Raw genomic sequence first — 20,172 nt, 5'->3', positions numbered from 1 at the left:
CAATGAACATGGTGTTGTTCAACGATAAAACCAGAGCGTTACAGGCGGATATTGTCGCCGTGCAGTCGCAGGTAGTTTACGGCAGCGTCGGTAACAGCATTGGCGTGCCGACCATCAAACGTCACCATCTCAATGTGATCGCCGTTCCGACGGTGCTGCTCAGTAATACCCCGCATTACGATACCTTCTACGGCGGCGTGATCCCCGACGAGTGGTTCAGCGGTTATTTACAGGCGTTGCAGGAGCGGGATGCGCTGCGCCAGGTACGCGCGGTGACCACCGGTTATATGGGCAATGCGTCGCAGATTGCTATTCTGGCGCGCTGGCTGACGGCGCTGAAGGCGCAGCATCCTGATCTGCTGATCCTGGTGGACCCGGTTATTGGCGACATCGACAGCGGTATTTACGTCAAGCCGGAGCTGCCGGACGCCTATCGCCAGCATCTGCTGCCGCTGGCGCAGGGGCTGACGCCGAACGTTTTCGAACTGGAAGTGCTGACCGGCAAACCGTGCCGCGATCATGACAGCGCCATTGCCGCCGCCAAAGGGCTGCTCTCTGATTCTCTGAAATGGATTGTTATCACCAGTGCGCCGGGCGTTGCCGACAGCGACGACATGCACGTGGTGCTGGTCACGGCAGACAGTGTGGAAGTGATCACCCATCCGCGCGTGGCGACAGATTTAAAAGGCACCGGCGATCTGTTCTGCGCCGAACTGACCAGCGGCATCGTAAAAGGCTTAAGCCTGAGCGACGCGGTGAAAAAGGCGGGTACGCGGGTTTTTGAGGTGATGCGTTATACGCTGGATACCGGCCGTGATGAACTGCTGCTGCCGCCAGACCGGACCTGAACGCAAAGCGACAGGCAAAAAAAAGGCACCCTGACGGTGCCTTTTTTATGTGCGGCAAGAATTACTTCTTGATGCGGATAACCGGGGTTTCGCCCACGGTCACGCTACCGGACAGTTTGATCAGCTCTTTGATTTCGTCCATGTTGGAGATAACAACCGGCGTCAGGGTAGACTTGGCTTTCTCTTCCAGCAGTGCCAGATCGAACTCGATGACCGGGTCGCCAACTTTAACGCGCTGGCCTTCTTCGGCGATACGTTTGAAACCTTCGCCTTTCAGTTCAACGGTATCAATACCGAAGTGAACGAACAGCTCAATGCCGCTATCGGATTCGATAGAGAAGGCATGGTTGGTTTCAAAGATTTTGCCGATGGTACCGTCAACCGGTGCCACCATTTTGTTGCCGGTTGGTTTGATAGCGATGCCATCACCAACGATTTTTTCAGCAAACACTACATCCGGCACATCTTCAATATTGACGATCTCGCCAGACAGCGGAGCGATAATCTCAATGGTTCCGGTATCTTTCTTATCGTCAGAAACCAGAGATTTCAGTTTATCGAACAAACCCATGATCTTCTCCTAAGCAGTAATTTGGGCCGCATCTCGTGGATTAGCAGATTGTTTTTTCTTCAATGAACTTGTTAACCAGCGTCATTAACTCGTCCGTTGTCGGTTGAGCAAGAGCCTGCTCTGCTAATACCTTCGCATCTTCGAAGTTCGTGTTACGGATAATCTTCTTAATGCGCGGGATAGAAATGGCACTCATACTGAATTCATCCAGACCCATCCCCAGCAACAGAAGTGTAGCACGTTCATCGCCTGCTAGCTCACCACACATGCCAGTCCATTTGCCTTCAGCATGAGAAGCATCAATGACTTGCTTGATAAGCGTCAGCACGGACGGTGACATCGGCTGGTAAAGATGTGAAATCATATCATTACCACGGTCAACTGCCAGCGTATACTGCGTTAAATCATTGGTACCGATGCTAAAGAAATCAACTTCTTTCGCCAGGTGACGGGCAATGGTCGCTGCGGCAGGGGTTTCCACCATCACGCCCACTTCAATGCTCTCGTCAAAGGCTTTACCTTCGTCACGCAGTTCCTGTTTGTAGATCTCGATCTCTTTTTTCAGCGTACGTACTTCTTCTACAGAGATGATCATCGGGAACATGATGCGCAGTTTGCCGAAGGCGGAGGCGCGCAGGATGGCGCGAACCTGATCGCGGAGGATCTCTTTACGATCCATGGCGATACGTACCGCACGCCAGCCCAGGAACGGGTTTTCTTCTTTCGGGAAGTTCATGTACGGCAGCTCTTTATCGCCGCCAATGTCCATGGTACGGACGATAACCGCTTGCGAGCCACAGGCTTCCGCAACCGCTTTATACGCCGCAAACTGCTCTTCTTCGCTTGGCAGAGAGTCGCGATCCATGAACAGGAATTCGGTACGGTACAGGCCAACGCCTTCCGCGCCGTTGCGCTCAGCACCGTCTACATCACGGACAGTACCAATGTTGGCGCACACTTCAACCTGATGGCCGTCAAGCGTAATTGCCGGCAGATCTTTCAGCTTCGCCAGTTCAGCTTTTTCGCTGGCAACCTGTTCCTGCACGGCACGCAGTTTTTCGATCTCTTCGTTGGTCGGATTGACGTAAACCAGATTGTTTACGGCATCCAGAATCAGATAGTCGTCGTTTTTCACCTGCGAGGTGACGCTACCGGTGCCCACAATCGCTGGCAGCTCAAGAGAACGCGCCATGATAGAAGTGTGGGAGGTACGGCCGCCAACGTCGGTGATAAAGCCCAGCACCTTCTTCAGGTTCAGCTGTGCGGTTTCGGACGGAGTCAGATCGGCAGCGACCAGGATGACTTCATCCTGAATTGCGCTGAGATCGATAATCGCCAGGCCAAGGATATTGCGCAGCAGACGTTTACCGATGTCACGCACGTCAGCGGCGCGCTCTTTCAGGTATTCGTCATCCAGTTCTTCAAGAGCGGTGGCCTGACCTTCGATAATTTCGTGCGCGGCTGCATCAGCAGTGACGTGCTTATCTTTAATCAGGGCTATGATTTCCTGCTCAAGCTCCTCATCCTCGAGCAGCATAATGTGCCCTTCGAAGATGGCTTCTTTTTCTTCACCGAAAGTTTCGCCAGCTTTAGTCTTAATGGCTTCCAGTTGCGCTGATGCCTTGGCACGACCGCTCAGAAAACGTTCAACTTCCTGATCAACCTTGTCGGCAGAAATTTTTTTCCGGTCGATGACGATCTCGTCTTCTTTCAGCAGCAATGCTTTGCCGAAAGCGATACCCGGGGATGCTAAAATGCCTGAAATCATAACCCTACCTTACTTGTGACTGATTTTTAAAAGAACCCGTGAACTTACTCGAGTTCAGCCATCAGTTTAACCAGATGCTCAACGGCTTTCTGCTCGTCTTCGCCTTCTGCGGACAGCGTAACCACAGTACCCTGAGTCAGACCCAGAGTTTGCAGTTTGAACAGGCTTTTAGCACTGGCGCTTTTGCCATTGGAGGTCACAGTGATCTCAGAGGAGAAGCCTTTTGCTTCTTTAACAAACTGAGCAGCAGGGCGGGTATGCAGACCGTTCGGAGCGGTAATGGTAACTTCTTGCTGGAACATTGTATTTCCCCAACTTATAGGTTTAGTGTTGTGGAACTAAAGTCTAGCCTGGCGGCTTAACTTTAGCCTGTATTGTTAGCGCCGAGAGTAACGGGACGCGATACAGAAGCGTGTTGACGCAAATCCGGGCCGGAAACTTCTGGCCGTTAAGGTTTCGTCCGTCATTAATCATTATGCCGCGAAAGCGAGACCTGAACCAAATGATTAAATCGATTCAGCTGGCACAAAGTCACAATTCGATTAATTTCGCGCTTCGAAATAAATGTGGTGCTTAAATACCAGACCTGCAGGGGCGAAGCAATGCTGTGCGAGCGGAAACTTTGACGTGCGCCACAAAAAAGCACCCTGACAGGTGCTTTTTTGCGCGATTTTACTGTGCGGACATTACTGTTGCAGTTCTTTTTCAGTGAAGAGATCGGCAAACAGCGCAGTGCTCAAATAACGCTCACCTGAAGAGGGAAGAATAACGACAATATTCTTGTTGGTAAAGGTTTCGTCTTCCTGCAATTTCAATGCTGCCGCAACGGCGGCTCCGGAAGAGATGCCTGCCAGAATACCTTCTTCTTCCATCAGACGTCGCGCGGTGTCGATGGCTTCTTCGTTAGTGATGGTGACCACTTTGTCGATCAGCTTCAGATCCAGGTTGCCAGGAATAAAGCCTGCGCCGATACCCTGGATTTTATGCGGGCCTGGCTTCAGCTCTTCGCCCGCCAGCGCCTGCTTGATCACCGGGGAGTCGGTCGGTTCAACCGCCACGGTGATGAGATCCGTTTTGCCTTTGGTATTTTTAATATAACGACTCACGCCGGTCAGCGTACCGCCGGTGCCCACGCCTGCGATAAATACATCAACCTGTCCGTCGGTATCTTCCCAGATTTCCGGGCCGGTGGTTTTTTCGTGGATTTCCGGGTTCGCCGGGTTGCTGAACTGCTGAAGCAGCAGGTATTTGGATGGATCGCTGGCGACAATTTCTTCCGCCTTCTGGATCGCGCCTTTCATGCCTTTCGCGCCTTCGGTGAGCACCAGGTTCGCGCCCAGCGCTTTTAGCAGTTTGCGGCGTTCAATGCTCATGGTTTCCGGCATGGTCAGCGTCAGCTTGTAACCGCGCGCGGCAGCCACATAGGCCAGCGCGATACCGGTGTTGCCGCTGGTCGGTTCAACCAGTTCAACGCCCTGTTTCAGCACACCACGTTTTTCGGCATCCCAAATCATATTGGCACCGATACGGCATTTCACGCTGAAGCTCGGGTTGCGGGATTCAACCTTCGCCAGGATGCGTCCATTGCCGATGCGGTTCAGTCGAACCAGCGGCGTATGACCGATAGTCAACGAGTTGTCTTCAAAAATCTTACTCATAGCCCGTCCTTAACTGTATGAATTTGGGAACGTCATCAGCATACGCGGTTAAGAATGATGCGGAAGTAAGGATTTCGCATATCTATATGCTGATGAGAAATAATGACAACAAGTATGGAATAAGAAGAGGAATAATCCACTCACTTCCACATCGCATGTTTTGGCCGATAACAGTCAACCCACATCGCCGTTGCGCCGCATACCGCCACCGGCATGATGACCAGGTTAAGGAACGGGATCAGCGTAAACAGGCTGGTCAATGCGCCAAACTGCATATTTGTGACCTTTTGCTGGCGTAACGCCTCGCGCATGGTTTTAAAGGGCACTTTATGATTATCAAAGGGATAATCGCAGTACTGGATCGCCAGCATCCAGGCGCTGAACAGGAACCACAGCACGGGGGCGACCGTCTGACCAATGCCTGGGATAAAATAGAGCAGTAGCAGCACCAGGGCCCGCGGCAGATACCAGGCCAGCTTCTGCCATTCGCGCTTCATAATGCGCGGAATGTCTTTCATGATGGCACCGATGCCGGTATCCGGCGGCGTTGCGCCGGTCAGACGCGCTTCCAGCTGTTCCGCCAGCAGGCCGTTAAAGGGGGCGGCAATCCAGTTGGCGAGGGTTGAGAAGAAATAGCCGAACACCAGCACCACCGAAATGACCACCAGAGGCCACAGTAAATAGCTCAGCCACTGGAGCCAGTCGGGTACGTGGGACATAAGTTGCGGGATCCAGCTGTCGAGCTGTAAAAAGAGCCATAAAAACGCGGCGCCCATGAGCAGAATATTGATCAGCAGCGGCATGATCACAAAGCGGCGAATGCCGGGGAGGGTGATGAGCTTCCAGCCCTGAGAAAAGTACCAGACGCCGCTACGAGGCGCGGTTGCAGATGATAAACCCATATCAGGCCAGACTCCTTTATTAACAGCCAGGGAAAGTGCACGGCTATATTAGCGGTTTACGCGCCGCTGGCTAGTTCGGAAATGTTCGAAAAAACAGCAAAAAGCACGATTTTGTTCATCTTTATGCAGTGAAAGCCATGTGTGCACTTGCACTTGCGGGAATCGGCAAATACTCTTAGTGAGTAAATGTTTGCCGTGGTGGCAAGGTGTTAGAACAACAGAGAATATAATGATGCAGGATTTGCGTCTGATATTAATCATTGTTGGCGCGATCGCCATAATCGCTCTGCTGGTACATGGGTTCTGGACCAGCCGGAAAGAGCGCTCTTCTATGTTCCGCGATCGCCCATTAAAACGCATGAAGTCGCGTCGCGATGATGAACCTTTTGAGGATGACATCGACGAAGACGCCGACGATGGCGTAGGTGAAGTTCGGGTTCACCGGGTTAACCCTGCACCGGGAACAGCCCCTGAGCAGGATGCCCCGCGTTCGCCTCAGCACCAGTATCAGCCGCCTTATGCGTCGGCACAGCCTCGCCCGACGGCACCCGTGCCGCCGCGTGACAGCGCGCCGGTGGCTTATGAGGAGCCGCCGCGTCAGCCGGTACAGCAGCCGCAGCAGCCTGTTAATCAACAGCCAGTGCATCAGCAACCGGCTCAGCCGCAACCCGTACATCAACAGCCAGTTCATCCGCAACCGGCTCAACAACAGCCTGTTCACCAGCAGCCTGTCACGCATCAACCGCAGCCTGCGCCGCACGTCGAGCCGCAGTACAGCGCGCCGCAGCAGCCAGAACCCGCTCCAGCGCCCGTCGTTGAAGAGCCCGTTACCGCGCCTGAACCGCCGAAGCGTAAAGAAACGGTGATTGTGATGAGCGTGGCCGCGCATCAGGGCACTGAGCTGAACGGCGACGTGCTGCTTAACAGCATTCAACAGGCCGGCTTTATGTTTGGCGACATGAATATTTTCCATCGCCATCTCAGCCCGGACGGCAGCGGCCCGGCCCTGTTTAGCCTGGCAAACATGGTCAATCCCGGCACCTTCGATCCGGAAATGACCGGCAACTTCACTACCCCTGGCGTTACTATCTTTATGCAGGTGCCGTCTTACGGCGATGAGTTGCAAAACTTCAAGCTTATGCTGCAATCTGCTCAGTACATTGCTGATGAAGTCGGCGGCATGGTGTTAGACGATCAGCGCCGTATGATGACGCCGCAAAAGCTGCGTGAGTATCAGGCCCGCATTCGCGAAGTTAAAGAGGCAAACGCATAAACTGCGTATGGCTGTTCTAACCCCTTCCTGAACCCCCGCCTGTCGGGGGTTTTTATTATTGATGGTGTGTTATGGAATCAATCGAACAACAACTCACAGAACTGCGAACCACGCTTCGCCATCATGAATACCTGTATCACGTGATGGACGCGCCGGAAGTGCCCGATGCCGAATACGATCGGCTGTTGCGTGAACTGCGTGAACTGGAAGCGCAGCATCCCGACCTGATCACCCCCGACTCGCCAACCCAGCGCGTGGGCGCCGCACCTTTAAGCGCCTTTACCCAGATCCGCCACGAAGTGCCGATGCTGTCGCTGGATAACGTCTTTGATGAAGAGAGCTTTCTGGCTTTTAACAAACGCGTACAGGATCGACTGAAAAGCACCGACGCGCTGAGCTATTGCTGCGAGCTGAAGCTGGACGGCCTTGCGGTGAGTATTCTTTATGAGAACGGTGTGCTGATCCGCGCTGCCACGCGCGGCGACGGCACGACCGGTGAAGACATCACCACCAACGTGCGCACCATCCGCGCCATTCCTCTGAAGCTGCACGGTGACAATATTCCGGCGCGCCTCGAAGTGCGCGGCGAAGTGTTCCTCCCGCAGGCGGGATTTGAGAAGATCAACGAGGAAGCCCGGCGCACCGGCGGTAAAATTTTTGCCAACCCGCGTAACGCCGCCGCGGGCTCGCTGCGCCAGCTTGATCCGCGCATTACTGCCAAACGCCCGTTAACCTTCTTCTGCTACGGCGTCGGTATTCTGGAAGGCGGCGAACTGCCGCGCAGCCATCTTGAACGGTTACAGCAGTTCAAACGCTGGGGACTGCCGGTCAGCGACCGTATCCGCATTTGCGACACGCCGCAGGCGGTGCTGGATTTTTATCACAAGGTCGAAGAAGACCGCCCGCAGCTGGGTTTCGATATTGACGGCGTGGTGATCAAGGTGGACTCGCTGGATCTCCAGGAGCAGCTGGGCTTTGTCGCCCGTGCGCCGCGCTGGGCGGTGGCCTTTAAATTCCCCGCTCAGGAGCAGATGACCTGGGTGCGCGATGTTGAATTCCAGGTGGGGCGTACCGGTGCCATCACGCCGGTGGCGCGTCTGGAGCCGGTGCATGTCGCGGGCGTGCTGGTCAGTAACGCCACGCTGCATAACGCCGATGAAATTGCCCGTCTGGGGCTGAAAATCGGCGATAAAGTGGTGATCCGCCGCGCCGGGGATGTCATCCCGCAGGTGGTGAACGTCATTGAGTCGGAGCGTCCGGCGAATATCCGCGAAGTAGAATTCCCGACCCATTGCCCGGTCTGCGGCTCGGATGTGGAGCGCGTAGAAGGCGAAGCGGTAACCCGCTGTACCGGCGGCCTGATCTGCGGCGCGCAGCGTAAAGAATCTCTTAAGCACTTTGTCTCGCGCCGTGCCATGGATGTCGACGGCATGGGCGATAAAATTATCGACCAGCTGGTGGAGAAAGAGTACGTCCATACGCCAGCCGACCTGTTCAGGCTCACCGCCGGGAAACTCACCGGGCTGGATCGCATGGGGCCGAAATCCGCGCAGAATATCGTTAACGCGCTGGAAAAATCGAAAGAGACCACTTTTGCCCGTTTCCTGTACGCGCTGGGCATTCGTGAAGTGGGTGAAGCCACCGCCGCCGGGCTGGCAGCCTATTTCGGCACGCTGGACGCGCTGATCGCCGCCTCCATCGACGAACTGCAAAAAGTGCCGGACGTCGGCATTGTGGTCGCCACCCATGTGCGTCACTTCCTGGATGAAGAGAGCAACAGGGACGTTATCCGCCAGCTGGTGGAAGAAGTGGGGATCCACTGGGCTGCGCCTGTGGTGGTCAACGCCGAAGAAATCGACAGCCCGTTCGCCGGTAAAACCATCGTGCTGACCGGCAGCCTGAGCCAGATGTCACGTGATGATGCCAAAGCGGCGCTGCTGGCGCTGGGAGCGAAAGTCGCGGGCAGCGTATCGAAGAAAACCGATCTGGTGATCGCCGGCGAAGCCGCCGGATCGAAGCTGGCGAAGGCGCAGGAGCTGGGGATCGAGGTGATCGACGAGGCGGAGATGATCCGTTTATTAGGTGCGTGAAATGGACAAGGCGCAGCTGATTGAAATCGCCAATACCGAAATGCCCTTTGGGAAATACAAAGGGCGCAGGCTGATTGATTTACCGGAAGAGTATTTGCTGTGGTTTGCCCGTAAGGATGAATTCCCCGCCGGGCATCTTGGTCAGCTGATGGCATTCACCCTGCTGATAAAAACTGAGGGGCTGACGCAGCTGGTGCAGCCCCTGCGACGTCCTTAACCCTGCGTGGCGTCGGAGGCGGTAGCCTCCTGCGCCTGCAACACCTCTGTCTGATGCTTATAGCGTCGCGCCATCACCGCACAGACCATCAGCTGGATTTGGTGGAAAATCATTAGCGGTAACACCATCATGCCGACCGCCGACGCGGGAAAGAGAATGTTCGCCATCGGAATACCGTTGGCGAGACTTTTCTTCGAGCCGCAGAAAACAATAGTGATCTCATCAGCCTTGTTAAACCCGAAGCGGCGGGCGGCAAAAATATTGATGCCGATGATAATCGCCAGCAGCACAATGCTGACGACGACAATAAACAGCAGCGAGCCTGCGCCCACTTTATGCCAGATGCCGTTGACGACCGCCTCGCTGAAGGCTGAATAGACCACCAGCAGGATCGACGTCTGGTCCGTTTTCGAAATCCATTTTTTATGCTTGGTCACAAAGCCTGCGGTCCACGGACGCGACAGGTGGCCCAGCACGAACGGCAGCAGCAGTTGCAGCATAATTTTTCCTACCTGCTCAAGGCTGCCTTCCGCGCCGTGCATATTCATCACCAGGCCCACCAGCAGCGGCGACAGGAAAATCCCCAGCAGACTCGACGCTGACGCCGAACAGACGGCCGCGGCCACGTTACCCCCGGCAAGGGAAGTAAAGGCAATGGCGGACTGCACGGTAGCGGGCAGAATGCACAGATACAGAAAACCGGTGTACAGCTCCGGGCTGACGTTAACCGGCGCCCACCAGGCAAACAGGACGCCCAGCACCGGGAACACCACAAAGGTGCTGCACATCACCCACAGATGCAGCCGCCAGTGGCTGCCGCCGGCGATGATGGCTTCGCGGGAGAGTTTTGCGCCATGCATAAAGAACAGCAAGGCGATGGCGGCGGTGGTCAGTCCCTCAAAAAAGGGCACAAAGCCACCGCGCGCCGGGAAGAACGACGCCAGTAATACCACCGCCACCAGTGTTAAGGTGAAGGGATCGAGAATGCGGAAAATTTTCATAAACACTCCTGAAGTCAGTATCGTTATTCTGCGTTTTTCTCTCTGCGAAATAAAAGTCATTTCTGTCATTCATTTATGAAACAGATAGGTTAAGGATCCGATACGTGCAATTCAGAAGAGTAAAAAAGGCAGGGCGGGGGAAAGGCCCGGCGGATCGCCGGCGCCTTGCGTAACCGTGAGGTTAAATATAGATATCGATATTGTGCTCGTCGGACGGCGTGTTGACACCTTCGACTTTAGCCAGCTGCTTCTCTTCTTGTTTCTTTTCCGCTTCTTTAGCCTGCTGATTTTGCAACTGCGCGATTTGTGCCTGCAACATCTGTATTTGCGACTGGAGCTGCTCCTGCTGCTTGCGCTTCTCTTCGGTCGTACCTGAGCCGTTGGCTACTTCTTTAAGCTGGGCAGTCAGTTTGGTAACTTGCTGCGTCAGACGGCTGATCTGGGCTGCGATGTCATTTCCTGCGCTGGACGAGCCTGAACTGCCGCCGGTTTGCATTGACGGGGTGGTCGTCGAGATGGTCGTCATCATGAACTCCTTGTTTGCCATAAAATTGTTTTATCGGCATTTTTCAGCAGAGCTTGAGACTCGCACTCTTTACCATTGCCAGCGTAAATAATTCTGAGGACATTTTGCTGACCCCCGCCATTGATACAGAGGCGCTATCAATAGGCACCGAAAAGTGTATTGGTCAGGAAAGCCGCTGACTCGTTATAAAGCCAGAGTACCCGCGGAACCCTCTCCGCATGGCAATACATAACGATTAAGGACGCGCCATGACCTCTTCGCATTTTTCAGATCATCCTTTTACCTGTGCTGACATCATCCGCGCACGCAAACCCAACTTCACCCCGCGCGTGGCCTTTATTTTAGGTTCCGGGCTGGGCGCGCTGGCAGATCAGATCCAGGATGCGGTAGCCATCTCTTATAAAGACTTACCGGGCTTCCCGGTCAGCACCGTCCACGGTCACGCGGGAGAGCTGGTGCTCGGTACGCTGGCGGGCGTGCCGGTCGTCTGTATGAAAGGGCGGGGGCACTATTATGAAGGCCGCGGCATAACGGTAATGACCGATGCGGTGCGCACTTTCGATCTGCTGGGCTGTGAACTGCTGTTCTGTACCAATGCTGCCGGATCGCTGCGTCCGGAAGTCGGGCCGGGCAGCCTGGTCGCCCTGTCAGATCACATCAACACTATGCCGGGATCGCCGCTGTGCGGGCCGAACGATGACCGCTTCGGCGAGCGGTTTTTCTCCCTGGCGAACGCCTATGACGCGGATTACCGTGCGCTGCTGCACACCGTGGCGCAGGAAGCGGGTTTCCCGCTCAGCGAAGGGGTGTTCGTCTCTTACTCCGGTCCGAACTTCGAAACGGCGGCGGAGATCCGTATGATGCAGATTATCGGCGGCGATGTGGTGGGCATGTCCGTGGTGCCGGAAGTCATTTCCGCCCGCCATTGCGGAATGAAAGTGGTGGCGGTGTCGGCCATCACCAACCTGGCGGAAGGGCTGGGGGAGGTGAAGCTTTCTCATGCGCAGACTCTCGCGGCGGCGGAGCTGTCCCGCCAGAACTTCATCGACCTGATTTGCGGTTTCCTGCGCAAGCTGGCCTGATAATCACACCTACCGCTCCGCTGGCCGGGGCGGTTTGTCCTTCTGCGACAAGGAAAAGACCATGGGGATCACGGTTCGCTTAAAAATCATGTCGTTTTTGCAGTACTTCATCTGGGGAAGCTGGCTGGTGACCCTCGGTTCGTACATGATCAATACCCTGCATTTTACCGGCGCAAATGTGGGGATGGTCTACAGCTCGAAAGGGCTGGCGGCCATTATCATGCCGGGCATTATGGGGATCATCGCCGATAAATGGCTGCGGGCGGAGCGGGCTTACCTGCTGTGCCATCTGGTGTGCGCCGGGGCGATGTTTTACGCCGCCAGCGTCAGTACGCCGGATCTGATGTTCTGGGTGATGCTGGTCAACGCAATGGCCTTTATGCCGACCATTGCGCTGTCGAACAGTATTTCATACTCGTGCCTGGCGCAGGCAGGGCTGGATACGGTCAGCCATTTTCCGCCGATCCGCGTTTACGGCACCGTGGGCTTTATCATCGCCATGTGGGCGGTCAGCCTGATGGATCTGGAGCTGAGCAGCGCCCAGCTCTATATCGCCTCCGCTTCATCGCTGTGCCTTGCGGCCTACTCCTTAACGCTGCCCAGAATCCCGACGGTGGCGAAAAAAGTGTCGCAGTCGTGGAGCAGTAAGCTCGGCCTCGATGCTTTTGTGTTGTTCAAAAATCCCCGTATGGCGGTGTTTTTTCTCTTTGCCATGCTGCTGGGCGCGGTGCTGCAAATCACTAACGTGTTTGGCAATCCCTTCCTGCATGACTTTGCCCGCCAGCCGGAGTTTGCCGACAGCCTGGTGGTAAGATACCCGTCGATTTTGCTGTCTGTATCGCAAATGGCGGAGATCGGTTTTATTCTCACCATCCCGTTTTTCCTGCGGCGTTACGGCATAAAAACGGTGATGCTGATGAGCATGGTGGCGTGGATGCTGCGCTTTGGGCTGTTCGCCTTTGGCGATCCGTCGCCGTTCGGCTGCATGCTGCTGCTGATGTCGATGATTGTTTACGGCTGCGCTTTTGATTTCTTCAATATTTCCGGTTCGGTGTTTGTTGAGCAGGAGGTCAGTTCAGAGATCCGCGCCAGCGCGCAGGGCCTGTTTATGACCATGGTCAACGGCGTCGGCGCGTATGTCGGCTCTATCCTGAGCGGGCTGGCGGTGGATTATTTTTCCGTTGATGGCGTGAAGGACTGGCAGACCATCTGGCTGGTGTTTGCCGGATATGCCCTGGCGCTGGCGGTGATCTTTTATTTCGCCTTTAACTATAAACATCAACCTGATAAGCGCGCAGATGTGGTACGTTCAGAGGTTTAATGATCCTCGCAGGCGTGCGAATCTGATGGAACCGCTGTACAAAATCGACCTGAAACTGCTGCGCTATTTTCTGGCTGTGGCAGAAGAACTGCACTTCGGGCGGGCTGCGGCCCGCCTTAACATGTCGCAGCCGCCCCTGAGTTTTCACATCAAAGACCTGGAAAACCAGCTGGGGACGCAGCTGTTTGTCCGCCATTCCCGCAGCGTGGTGTTAACCCATGCGGGAAAGATTTTGCTGGAGGAGTCGCGCTGTCTGCTGAGTAACGTCAACCAGGCGCTGGCGCGGGTGGAGCAGATCGGGCGAGGCGAGGCAGGGCGCATTGAGCTGGGCGTGGTGGGCACGGCGCTGTGGGGCGGCATGCGTAACGTCCTGTATCGCTTTCTGAAGGACAATCCGGACGTCGAGGTGCGGTTTCGCGAGAAATCACCCGGAAGGCAGCAGACGCTGCTGGAGCGGCGGGAGCTGGATGCCGGCATCTGGCGGATGGCGCAGGATCTGCCCGCCGGTTTGACCCGCCAGCGGGTGCAGCAGGCGGTGTTTCTGGTGGCGATGCCGGATGAGCATCCGCTGACGGCCCGCTCATCCATTCCGCTGTCGCTATTGCGCGATGAACATTTTGTCACGCTGCCGTCGGTGCATTCTGACTGGGCGTTCCTGCAACGGGTCTGCCAGCGGGCGGGATTTTCGCCGGTGATTGTGCGCGAAGCGGTGGAGCCGCAAACGGTGCTGGCGATGATCAGCATGGGGATGGGCATCACCCTGATGGCGGACAGCTACGCGCAAATGCAGTGGCCCGGCGTGGCATTTCGTCCGCTCGAAGAGCGGATCCCCGCGGATTTGTATGTGGTGTATGAGGAAAAACAGGTGACGCCGGTGTTAGCGGGTTTGCTGGCGGCGCTGACGCAACAAGCGTAACTCATGCCCGGCGGCGCAGGCTTGCCGGGCCTACGCCAGAATTGCAGGCCAGGTAAGCGCAGCGTGAGGATTGTAGGCCGGGTAAGCGCAGCGCCACCCGGCAAAAAACGCATAGCAAAAAGGCGCCTTTAGGGCGCCTTTCCACATTGGTGGGTCGTGCAGGATGACTCGCTTCGCTCGCCCTTCGGGCCGTCGCCGCAGGCGGCTCCGTTGTCTCGCTTCGCTCGACCCGAACCTGCGGCAGGTTCTCATCCTGCATTTCACGCATAGCAAAAAGGCGCCTTTAGGGCGCCTTTCCACATTGGTGGGTCGTGCAGGATTCGAACCTGCGACCAATTGATTAAAAGTCAACTGCTCTACCAACTGAGCTAACGACCCGAAATGGTGGGTGATGACGGGCTCGAACCGCCGACCCCCTCCGTGTAAAGGAGATGCTCTACCAACTGAGCTAATCACCCATTTCGGTACTGCTGTTGATAAGGTGAGATATGGTGGGTGATGACGGGCTCGAACCGCCGACCCCCTCCGTGTAAAGGAGATGCTCTACCAACTGAGCTAATCACCCCACGTCTCAAGTCTTATCTGCACTGCGGGTCTACGTTTAAGTAGATGGTGGGTGATGACGGGCTCGAACCGCCGACCCCCTCCGTGTAAAGGAGATGCTCTACCAACTGAGCTAATCACCCCCGCTGTGTGGAGTCGCATTATAGGGAGAGTTGAAAATGAGTCAACGCCTTTTCTAAAGATTTTGTTTGTTCGTCGTAAAATTAAACAACGTGGCGACAAAGCCTGCATTCGCGCATGATTTCTCAACAAAAAACGGATTTGCCATGCCCATGGCGGTAACAACATTGAGGAATCAGCCTGGAGTGATAGAATATTGCCCACTCGATTTTCCAGGACTTGCCGGTTATCGGCATCTTTATCAACGTAAGGCCAATTCATGAAAATTAAAACTCGCTTCGCGCCAAGCCCCACTGGCTATCTGCATGTTGGTGGTGCGCGTACCGCGCTCTATTCCTGGCTTTTTGCACGTCATCACGACGGTGAGTTTGTGCTGCGTATTGAAGACACCGATCTTGAGCGCTCTACGCCGGAGGCTATCGAAGCCATCATGGACGGCATGAACTGGCTGAGCCTGGAGTGGGATGAAGGCCCGTATTTCCAGACTAAACGTTTTGATCGCTACAACGCGGTGATCGACGACATGTTGAAAGTTGGCACGGCGTATAAATGCTACTGCTCTAAAGAGCGCCTGGATGCGCTGCGTGAAGAACAGATGGCGAAGGGCGAAAAGCCGCGCTACGACGGTCGCTGCCGTCACGGTCATGAGCAACACGCTGACGACGAACCCTGCGTTGTGCGTTTTGCTAACCCGCAGGAAGGTTCGGTGATTTTTGACGATCAGATCCGCGGCCCGATTGAATTCAGCAACCAGGAGCTGGACGATCTGATTATCCGCCGTACCGACGGTTCCCCGACCTATAACTTCTGTGTGGTGGTGGACGACTGGGATATGGAGATCACCCACGTGATCCGCGGCGAAGACCATATCAATAACACCCCGCGCCAGATCAACATCCTGAAAGCGCTGAATGCGCCTGTGCCGGTGTATGCGCACGTATCGATGATCAACGGCGACGATGGCAAAAAACTGTCCAAACGTCACGGCGCGGTCAGCGTCATGCAGTATCGCGATGACGGCTATCTGCCGGAAGCGCTGCTCAACTATCTGGTGCGCCTCGGCTGGTCCAGCGGCGATCAGGAAATTTTCTCCCGTGAAGAGATGATCAAGCTGTTTTCACTCGGCGCGGTCAGCAAATCTGCCAGTGCGTTCAACACCGAAAAACTGCAGTGGCTGAACCACCATTACATCAACACCCTGCCGCCGGAATACGTTGCCACCCATCTGCAATGGCATATCGAGCAGCAGAACATCGACACCCGCAACGGCCCGCAGCTGGCGGATCTGGTGAAACTGCTGGGCGAGCGTTGCAAAACCCTGAAAGAGATGGCGGAGAGCTGCCACTACTTCTACCAGGACTTCGAGGAGCTGGATGCGGATGCGGCGAAAAAACACCTGCGTCCGGTAGCGCGTCAACCGCTGGAAGTGGTGCGCGACAAGCTGGCAGCCATTACCGACTGGACGGCGGAAAATGTGCATCACGCTATTCAGGCTACCGCAGACGAGCTGGAAGTGGGGATGGGCAAAGTGGGGATGCCGCTGCGTGTGGCGGTGACGGGCGCAGGCCAGTCTCCGGCGCTGGACGTTACCGTGCATGCCATCGGTAAAACCCGCAGCGTTGAGCGCATCAATAAAGCGCTGGAATATATTGCCGCACGCGAAAGCCAGCAGTAATTCTTTCAGGTCAGCATAAAAACGAACGGCAGGTTTATCCTGCCGTTTTTTTATTTTCCTGCGGCGTCCCTGTCATGGATGTCGAGGCGGCTCAGCATGTACTGCAATCCTTCCCTCTTCAACAGACGATCCAGTTGCGTTTCTTCGGAAGACGTCATTGTTTGTAAAACGCTGACGATCTGACGCAGTGCTGGCGATATATTGCCATAAGGGGCAGGGGCTTCAGCCAGTAAACGACCAGCTGCAAGATGACGAAATTTTGGCAGCTTCATAATAAAAGCCCGCACCTTATTATCGATAAGGATTTGCCTTCCTCGTCCACCTTTTACGCCGGGGATCTTTTCGGTGTGCCAGCCGTATCTGCGGATCCAGCGATTCACCGTCTGTTTTGTCATGCCAACATAATCAGCCAGCTCTTCAGTGGTTAATCTATCAGGTATTTTCATCATGTTAGTTCTGGTCGCGCAGACCGAGCCGTTGTAATAAGCCGCTGATGCCCTCGCGTAGCAGCAAGGAAGTCAGCTGTTTTTGTTCTGCCGGGGTCATTTCCTTCGCCAGCGTCATTAAAAGCGCTTCCAGCGAGGGCTCAAGGCCGTATGCCTCGTCACCGGTACTGTCATCGATCGCGCGGCGCGCATTGCGTATAAATTCGCGCACCTGCTCATTGATATGCACCAGACGGGCTTTTCCACCCTGAACGCCTGGTTTTGGCGAGGTAACCCAGCCTTCTTTACGCACCCATTTATTGATGGTCTGGCGACTGTATCCCGTGAGCCTGGCGAGCTCATCCGGCGTCATCCGTTCCTTGATCATGCAATTTCCTGACGAGATGTGGGGGTTAGTGGTTCATCTTATAGCACCCTTTAACAGGAAAGTGTGACGGGTTTAACTAACGTCTGCGAGCAGGCTCGCAATGTCATTCATTTGACTGCTTTTTCAGCGATTGAGCGGCGCTTTCTGATTTTGCCGTTGACACCTCGCGGCGGAATTCATATTATGCCGCCCGTCAACACGACACGCTTTACGCATTGGGGCTATAGCTCAGCTGGGAGAGCGCTTGCATGGCATGCAAGAGGTCAGCGGTTCGATCCCGCTTAGCTCCACCAAATTCTGATCCCAACAGATTTGGTGCGTAAACAACATTGTGGGGCTATAGCTCAGCTGGGAGAGCGCTTGCATGGCATGCAAGAGGTCAGCGGTTCGATCCCGCTTAGCTCCACCAAAATTTGAACCCTCGCCTGTGGCGGGGGTTTTTTTATGTCTGTTGCAAATACCGCTTCCTGTTATGTCAGTTTTCTTCTGTTTATCCTGGATAATTCCTGCGAACCTCTGTTTATTGTATTGCCGCGCTAATATCCCGCGCTTAGCTTGCCTGATATTGAGAATGAACTTATTATTCCGGCTCGGATTAACGCGGTTGGTGAGATTAAATCAGTAAACATAATGAAAATTAATATTTATAAACACGCAACACTATTTATACTTGCATTCATTATTTGTCTCGCGGCCGTTACAACTTCCCGAATTCTTTCACCAACAGCGCTGGTCCAGGCGGGGGATGCTTTTCTGGCCTGGTTACCCTTGAGCGCGATGCTGTCCATTATTCTGCTCTTTGGGCGACGCAGTATATTGCCGATCGTCGTGGCCTTCGCGTTAATAAATTACTGGCTGATGGATCTCTCCTTACGTGAGGCCGTGTTACTGCTCTTTTGCCAGATCGCGCCGGTACTGCTGGCCTGCGCCCTGGTGCGCTGGCGGCTGGGCAGCCGCTGGCGTTACGCCTTTCCTGATAAATACATGGGCGTCCGGATATTCTGGTTAGGATTTTTCGCGCCCGCCGGTATTAAACTCTCAATGTATTTAGCGAATGAATGGTTCGATTATCCGGTTTCCCTTTCCAACTTCTCGGATCCCACGTCGGTTATTTATAATATTATTGATTTGCAAAGTCTTATCTGCGCCGTGCTAATTTTCACCCCCTTGTTTTATTATCCGCTACGCATGCTGGTGAACCCGCACTATGCCCGTACTTTCTGGCGTCGCAGTATTATTCCGATTTTTTCTTTGCGTAAACGTATTTTTACTGTTAGCTGGTTGTTGGCTTTAAGTTTTATTCTGATCGTTCTTTGTAGTCCCATCGAAGCGAAATATATCGCCGGTTACCTGGTGCCAATCGTATTCATCCTGTTTATGGTCGCCGTGCGGGAATTCACGCCGCCGCTGATCGCGTTAAGCTGGGGGATCGCCGCGTGGTTCCTGGTGGCCTACAATCGCAATTTTCTGCATGGCGTCGGCACAGACTATTCGCTGGCTTTTGTGCTGTCGGTGCTCATCGCGGTGACAATCTGTATTCTCTATACGGCGCATATTTATCACCGTAGCGAGTGGCTCAGGCGGGTATGGAAATCCCAGGCGCTTACCGATCCGCTGACCGGCCTGCCCAATCTGCGCGCCCTGGAGCAGCATCTGGAACAGCATCCCCACGTGGTCGTGTGCTGTCTGCATTTGCAAAACCTGGAATTTTTAAGCCGTCACTACGGCATGATGATGCGCGTGCACTGTAAGCGCAGCATTGCCCGCGACCTGCAACCGCTGATGCTGGCGCATGAGAAGCTGTTCCGCCTGCCGGGAAGCGAGTTATTACTGGTGCTGGACGGGCAGGAGCCAGAAGCGCGTTTGCAGCATATGGTGGATTATCTCAACAGCCGGAAAATCTTCTGGCACAACACGCCGATTGAGATTGAATTTGGCGCGTCCTGGGGCGTTATCGAAGGCGCGGGCGAAAACCTGCACCATACGCTGGGACAGCTTAGCTGGCTTTCCGGTCAGGCCAGCACGACACAGCGCGTACTGGCGCTGACGCAAAGTATCGACAGAGTCACCGACCAGACTACCGGGCAGGTGCTGATGTTGAACAGCGTGAAGCGCGCGCTGGAAGAGGGGGGACTGGTGCTCTACGCCCAGCCGGTCCGGAGGGCGGATGGCAGCGGCTACCACGAGATTTTAACCCGTCTGCAATGCGACGGCGAAATCGTTACCCCGGATCGTTTTATCCCGGTGATCAGCCGTTTTAATCTCAGTCCGCGCTTTGACATGCTGGTGGTCGAAACCCTGTTACGCTGGCTGCAAGCGCATCCGGCCCCCTGCGACGAGGCGCGTTTTTCCGTCAACCTGATGCCCATGACGCTGATGCAAAAGGCGTCGGCGACAGAACTTATCGCGCTCTTTACGCGTTACGGCGTGTCGCCGCAGTGCGTGATTATCGAGATCACCGAAGAGCAGGCCTTTTCCCATGCCGAAGCCACTTTGCATAACATTCAGCAACTGCGTGATTTCGGCTTTAAAATCGCCATTGATGATTTTGGAACCGGCTATGCCAATTTTGAGCGCTTAAAACGTCTGCATGCGGATATTATTAAAATTGACGGCACCTTCGTAAAAGACATCGAGCGTGACCCGTTAGATGCGATGATCGTGCAGGCGATTTGCACGCTGGCGAAAGCGAAATCGCTGACGGTGGTGGCAGAATTTGTGGAAACGCAGGCGCAGCGTGAGCTGCTTCTGGAGCTGGGCGTGGAATATTTGCAGGGATATTTACTGGGTAAACCGCAGCCTTTAGGCGACTAAATAAAAAAACCGG

Annotated in this window: 18 protein-coding genes, 6 tRNA genes and 1 other RNA gene; 11 read left to right on the top strand and 14 right to left on the bottom strand. The window is 54.8% G+C overall.

Features of this window, described 5'->3' with window-relative positions:
* Positions 1-2 precede the first annotated feature (2 nt).
* Positions 3-848 (top strand): pyridoxine/pyridoxal/pyridoxamine kinase, encoded by an 846-nt coding sequence (gene pdxK / locus ACQUTD_RS06320; RefSeq protein WP_473274188.1) that lies wholly within the window; start codon positions 3-5, stop codon positions 846-848.
* Between the two features lie 61 nt (positions 849-909).
* Here the strand turns inward: pdxK and crr are convergent, their stop codons facing one another.
* The 5 genes from crr to cysZ all read right to left on the bottom strand — a co-directional run bounded on the left by crr (position 910) and on the right by cysZ (position 5,747).
* Positions 910-1,419: a PTS glucose transporter subunit IIA gene (gene crr / locus ACQUTD_RS06315; protein ID WP_049841435.1), complete on the bottom strand. Its 510-nt coding sequence runs from the start codon at positions 1,417-1,419 to the stop codon at positions 910-912.
* Between the two features lie 40 nt (positions 1,420-1,459).
* The gene (ptsI, locus tag ACQUTD_RS06310) at positions 1,460-3,187 is read right to left on the bottom strand and encodes a phosphoenolpyruvate-protein phosphotransferase PtsI (RefSeq protein WP_072567670.1); all 1,728 of its coding nucleotides are present in this window, start codon (positions 3,185-3,187) and stop codon (positions 1,460-1,462) included.
* Between the two features lie 44 nt (positions 3,188-3,231).
* Positions 3,232-3,489, bottom strand: a complete 258-nt coding sequence (gene ptsH, locus ACQUTD_RS06305) for a phosphocarrier protein Hpr (protein WP_043017126.1) — start codon at positions 3,487-3,489, stop codon at positions 3,232-3,234.
* Positions 3,490-3,873: 384 nt separating this feature from the next.
* Entirely contained in the window at positions 3,874-4,845 is a 972-nt protein-coding gene (cysK, locus tag ACQUTD_RS06300; RefSeq protein ID WP_072567671.1) for a cysteine synthase A, read from the bottom strand.
* A 140-nt stretch (positions 4,846-4,985) separates the two neighbouring features.
* Positions 4,986-5,747 carry a sulfate transporter CysZ gene (gene cysZ / locus ACQUTD_RS06295; protein ID WP_473274193.1) on the bottom strand — a complete coding sequence of 254 codons (762 nt, stop codon included), beginning with the start codon at positions 5,745-5,747 and terminating at the stop codon, positions 4,986-4,988.
* Between the two features lie 229 nt (positions 5,748-5,976).
* Between cysZ and zipA the strand changes: the two genes are divergently transcribed.
* The 3 genes from zipA (at position 5,977) to ACQUTD_RS06280 (ending at position 9,327) form a co-directional block, all read left to right on the top strand.
* Positions 5,977-7,020, top strand: coding sequence for a cell division protein ZipA (gene zipA / locus ACQUTD_RS06290; RefSeq protein ID WP_473274195.1), 1,044 nt, complete (start codon positions 5,977-5,979; stop codon positions 7,018-7,020).
* A gap of 71 nt (positions 7,021-7,091) precedes the next feature.
* A complete protein-coding gene (gene ligA, locus ACQUTD_RS06285; RefSeq protein ID WP_473274198.1) occupies positions 7,092-9,110 on the top strand; it encodes an NAD-dependent DNA ligase LigA in 2,019 nt (672 codons plus the stop codon).
* 1 nt (position 9,111) lies between these two features.
* The gene (locus ACQUTD_RS06280) at positions 9,112-9,327 is read left to right on the top strand and encodes a DUF3820 family protein (protein WP_072567675.1); all 216 of its coding nucleotides are present in this window, start codon (positions 9,112-9,114) and stop codon (positions 9,325-9,327) included.
* Here ACQUTD_RS06280 and ACQUTD_RS06275 read toward each other — a convergent pair.
* Positions 9,324-10,328, bottom strand: a complete 1,005-nt coding sequence (locus tag ACQUTD_RS06275; RefSeq protein ID WP_473274201.1) for a bile acid:sodium symporter — start codon at positions 10,326-10,328, stop codon at positions 9,324-9,326. The genes ACQUTD_RS06280 and ACQUTD_RS06275 overlap by 4 nt on opposite strands.
* A 181-nt stretch (positions 10,329-10,509) precedes the next feature.
* Positions 10,510-10,854: a FlxA-like family protein gene (locus tag ACQUTD_RS06270; RefSeq protein ID WP_318373990.1), complete on the bottom strand. Its 345-nt coding sequence runs from the start codon at positions 10,852-10,854 to the stop codon at positions 10,510-10,512.
* A gap of 248 nt (positions 10,855-11,102) precedes the next feature.
* On the opposite strand from ACQUTD_RS06270, the gene xapA reads away from it, so the two are divergent.
* The 3 genes from xapA to ACQUTD_RS06255 all read left to right on the top strand — a co-directional run bounded on the left by xapA (position 11,103) and on the right by ACQUTD_RS06255 (position 14,173).
* Positions 11,103-11,936 (top strand): xanthosine phosphorylase, encoded by an 834-nt coding sequence (gene xapA, locus ACQUTD_RS06265; protein ID WP_473274204.1) that lies wholly within the window; start codon positions 11,103-11,105, stop codon positions 11,934-11,936.
* Positions 11,937-11,997: 61 nt separating this feature from the next.
* Complete coding sequence (locus ACQUTD_RS06260; protein WP_473274205.1) at positions 11,998-13,257, top strand: nucleoside permease; 1,260 nt, start codon at positions 11,998-12,000, stop codon at positions 13,255-13,257.
* Positions 13,258-13,282: 25 nt separating this feature from the next.
* Positions 13,283-14,173, top strand: coding sequence for a LysR family transcriptional regulator (locus tag ACQUTD_RS06255; RefSeq protein ID WP_473274207.1), 891 nt, complete (start codon positions 13,283-13,285; stop codon positions 14,171-14,173).
* A 147-nt stretch (positions 14,174-14,320) separates the two neighbouring features.
* On the opposite strand, the gene ACQUTD_RS06250 is transcribed toward ACQUTD_RS06255, so the two are convergent.
* The 5 genes from ACQUTD_RS06250 to ACQUTD_RS06230 form a co-directional block, all read right to left on the bottom strand.
* Positions 14,321-14,446, bottom strand: a non-coding RNA gene (locus ACQUTD_RS06250) — RtT sRNA.
* 29 nt (positions 14,447-14,475) lie between these two features.
* Positions 14,476-14,551: transfer RNA gene (locus ACQUTD_RS06245), tRNA-Lys, on the bottom strand.
* 4 nt (positions 14,552-14,555) lie between these two features.
* Positions 14,556-14,631 (bottom strand) — tRNA-Val (locus ACQUTD_RS06240).
* A gap of 31 nt (positions 14,632-14,662) precedes the next feature.
* Positions 14,663-14,738: transfer RNA gene (locus ACQUTD_RS06235), tRNA-Val, on the bottom strand.
* 45 nt (positions 14,739-14,783) lie between these two features.
* Positions 14,784-14,859, bottom strand: a tRNA-Val gene (locus tag ACQUTD_RS06230).
* A 257-nt stretch (positions 14,860-15,116) separates the two neighbouring features.
* On the opposite strand from ACQUTD_RS06230, the gene gltX reads away from it, so the two are divergent.
* Positions 15,117-16,532 (top strand): glutamate--tRNA ligase, encoded by a 1,416-nt coding sequence (gltX, locus tag ACQUTD_RS06225; protein WP_473274209.1) that lies wholly within the window; start codon positions 15,117-15,119, stop codon positions 16,530-16,532.
* A 50-nt stretch (positions 16,533-16,582) separates the two neighbouring features.
* Here gltX and ACQUTD_RS06220 read toward each other — a convergent pair whose 3' ends face one another.
* Together ACQUTD_RS06220 and ACQUTD_RS06215 are read right to left on the bottom strand one after the other, a co-directional pair.
* A complete protein-coding gene (locus ACQUTD_RS06220; protein WP_072567682.1) occupies positions 16,583-16,981 on the bottom strand; it encodes a YfeC-like transcriptional regulator in 399 nt (132 codons plus the stop codon).
* Between the two features lies 1 nt (position 16,982).
* Complete coding sequence (locus tag ACQUTD_RS06215) at positions 16,983-17,345, bottom strand: YfeC-like transcriptional regulator (RefSeq protein WP_072567683.1); 363 nt, start codon at positions 17,343-17,345, stop codon at positions 16,983-16,985.
* A 217-nt stretch (positions 17,346-17,562) separates the two neighbouring features.
* On the opposite strand from ACQUTD_RS06215, the gene ACQUTD_RS06210 reads away from it, so the two are divergent.
* The 3 genes from ACQUTD_RS06210 to ACQUTD_RS06200 all read left to right on the top strand — a co-directional run bounded on the left by ACQUTD_RS06210 (position 17,563) and on the right by ACQUTD_RS06200 (position 20,159).
* A tRNA-Ala gene (locus ACQUTD_RS06210) sits at positions 17,563-17,638 on the top strand.
* Positions 17,639-17,678: 40 nt separating this feature from the next.
* Positions 17,679-17,754: transfer RNA gene (locus ACQUTD_RS06205), tRNA-Ala, on the top strand.
* Positions 17,755-17,975: 221 nt separating this feature from the next.
* A complete protein-coding gene (locus tag ACQUTD_RS06200) occupies positions 17,976-20,159 on the top strand; it encodes an EAL domain-containing protein (RefSeq protein ID WP_473274211.1) in 2,184 nt (727 codons plus the stop codon).
* Positions 20,160-20,172 lie beyond the last annotated feature (13 nt).

It is taken from the genome of Enterobacter sp. K510, assembly GCF_055804875.1.
Note: the sequence above shows the minus strand (reverse complement) of the source record. Positions and strands in the feature narration are given on the sequence as shown.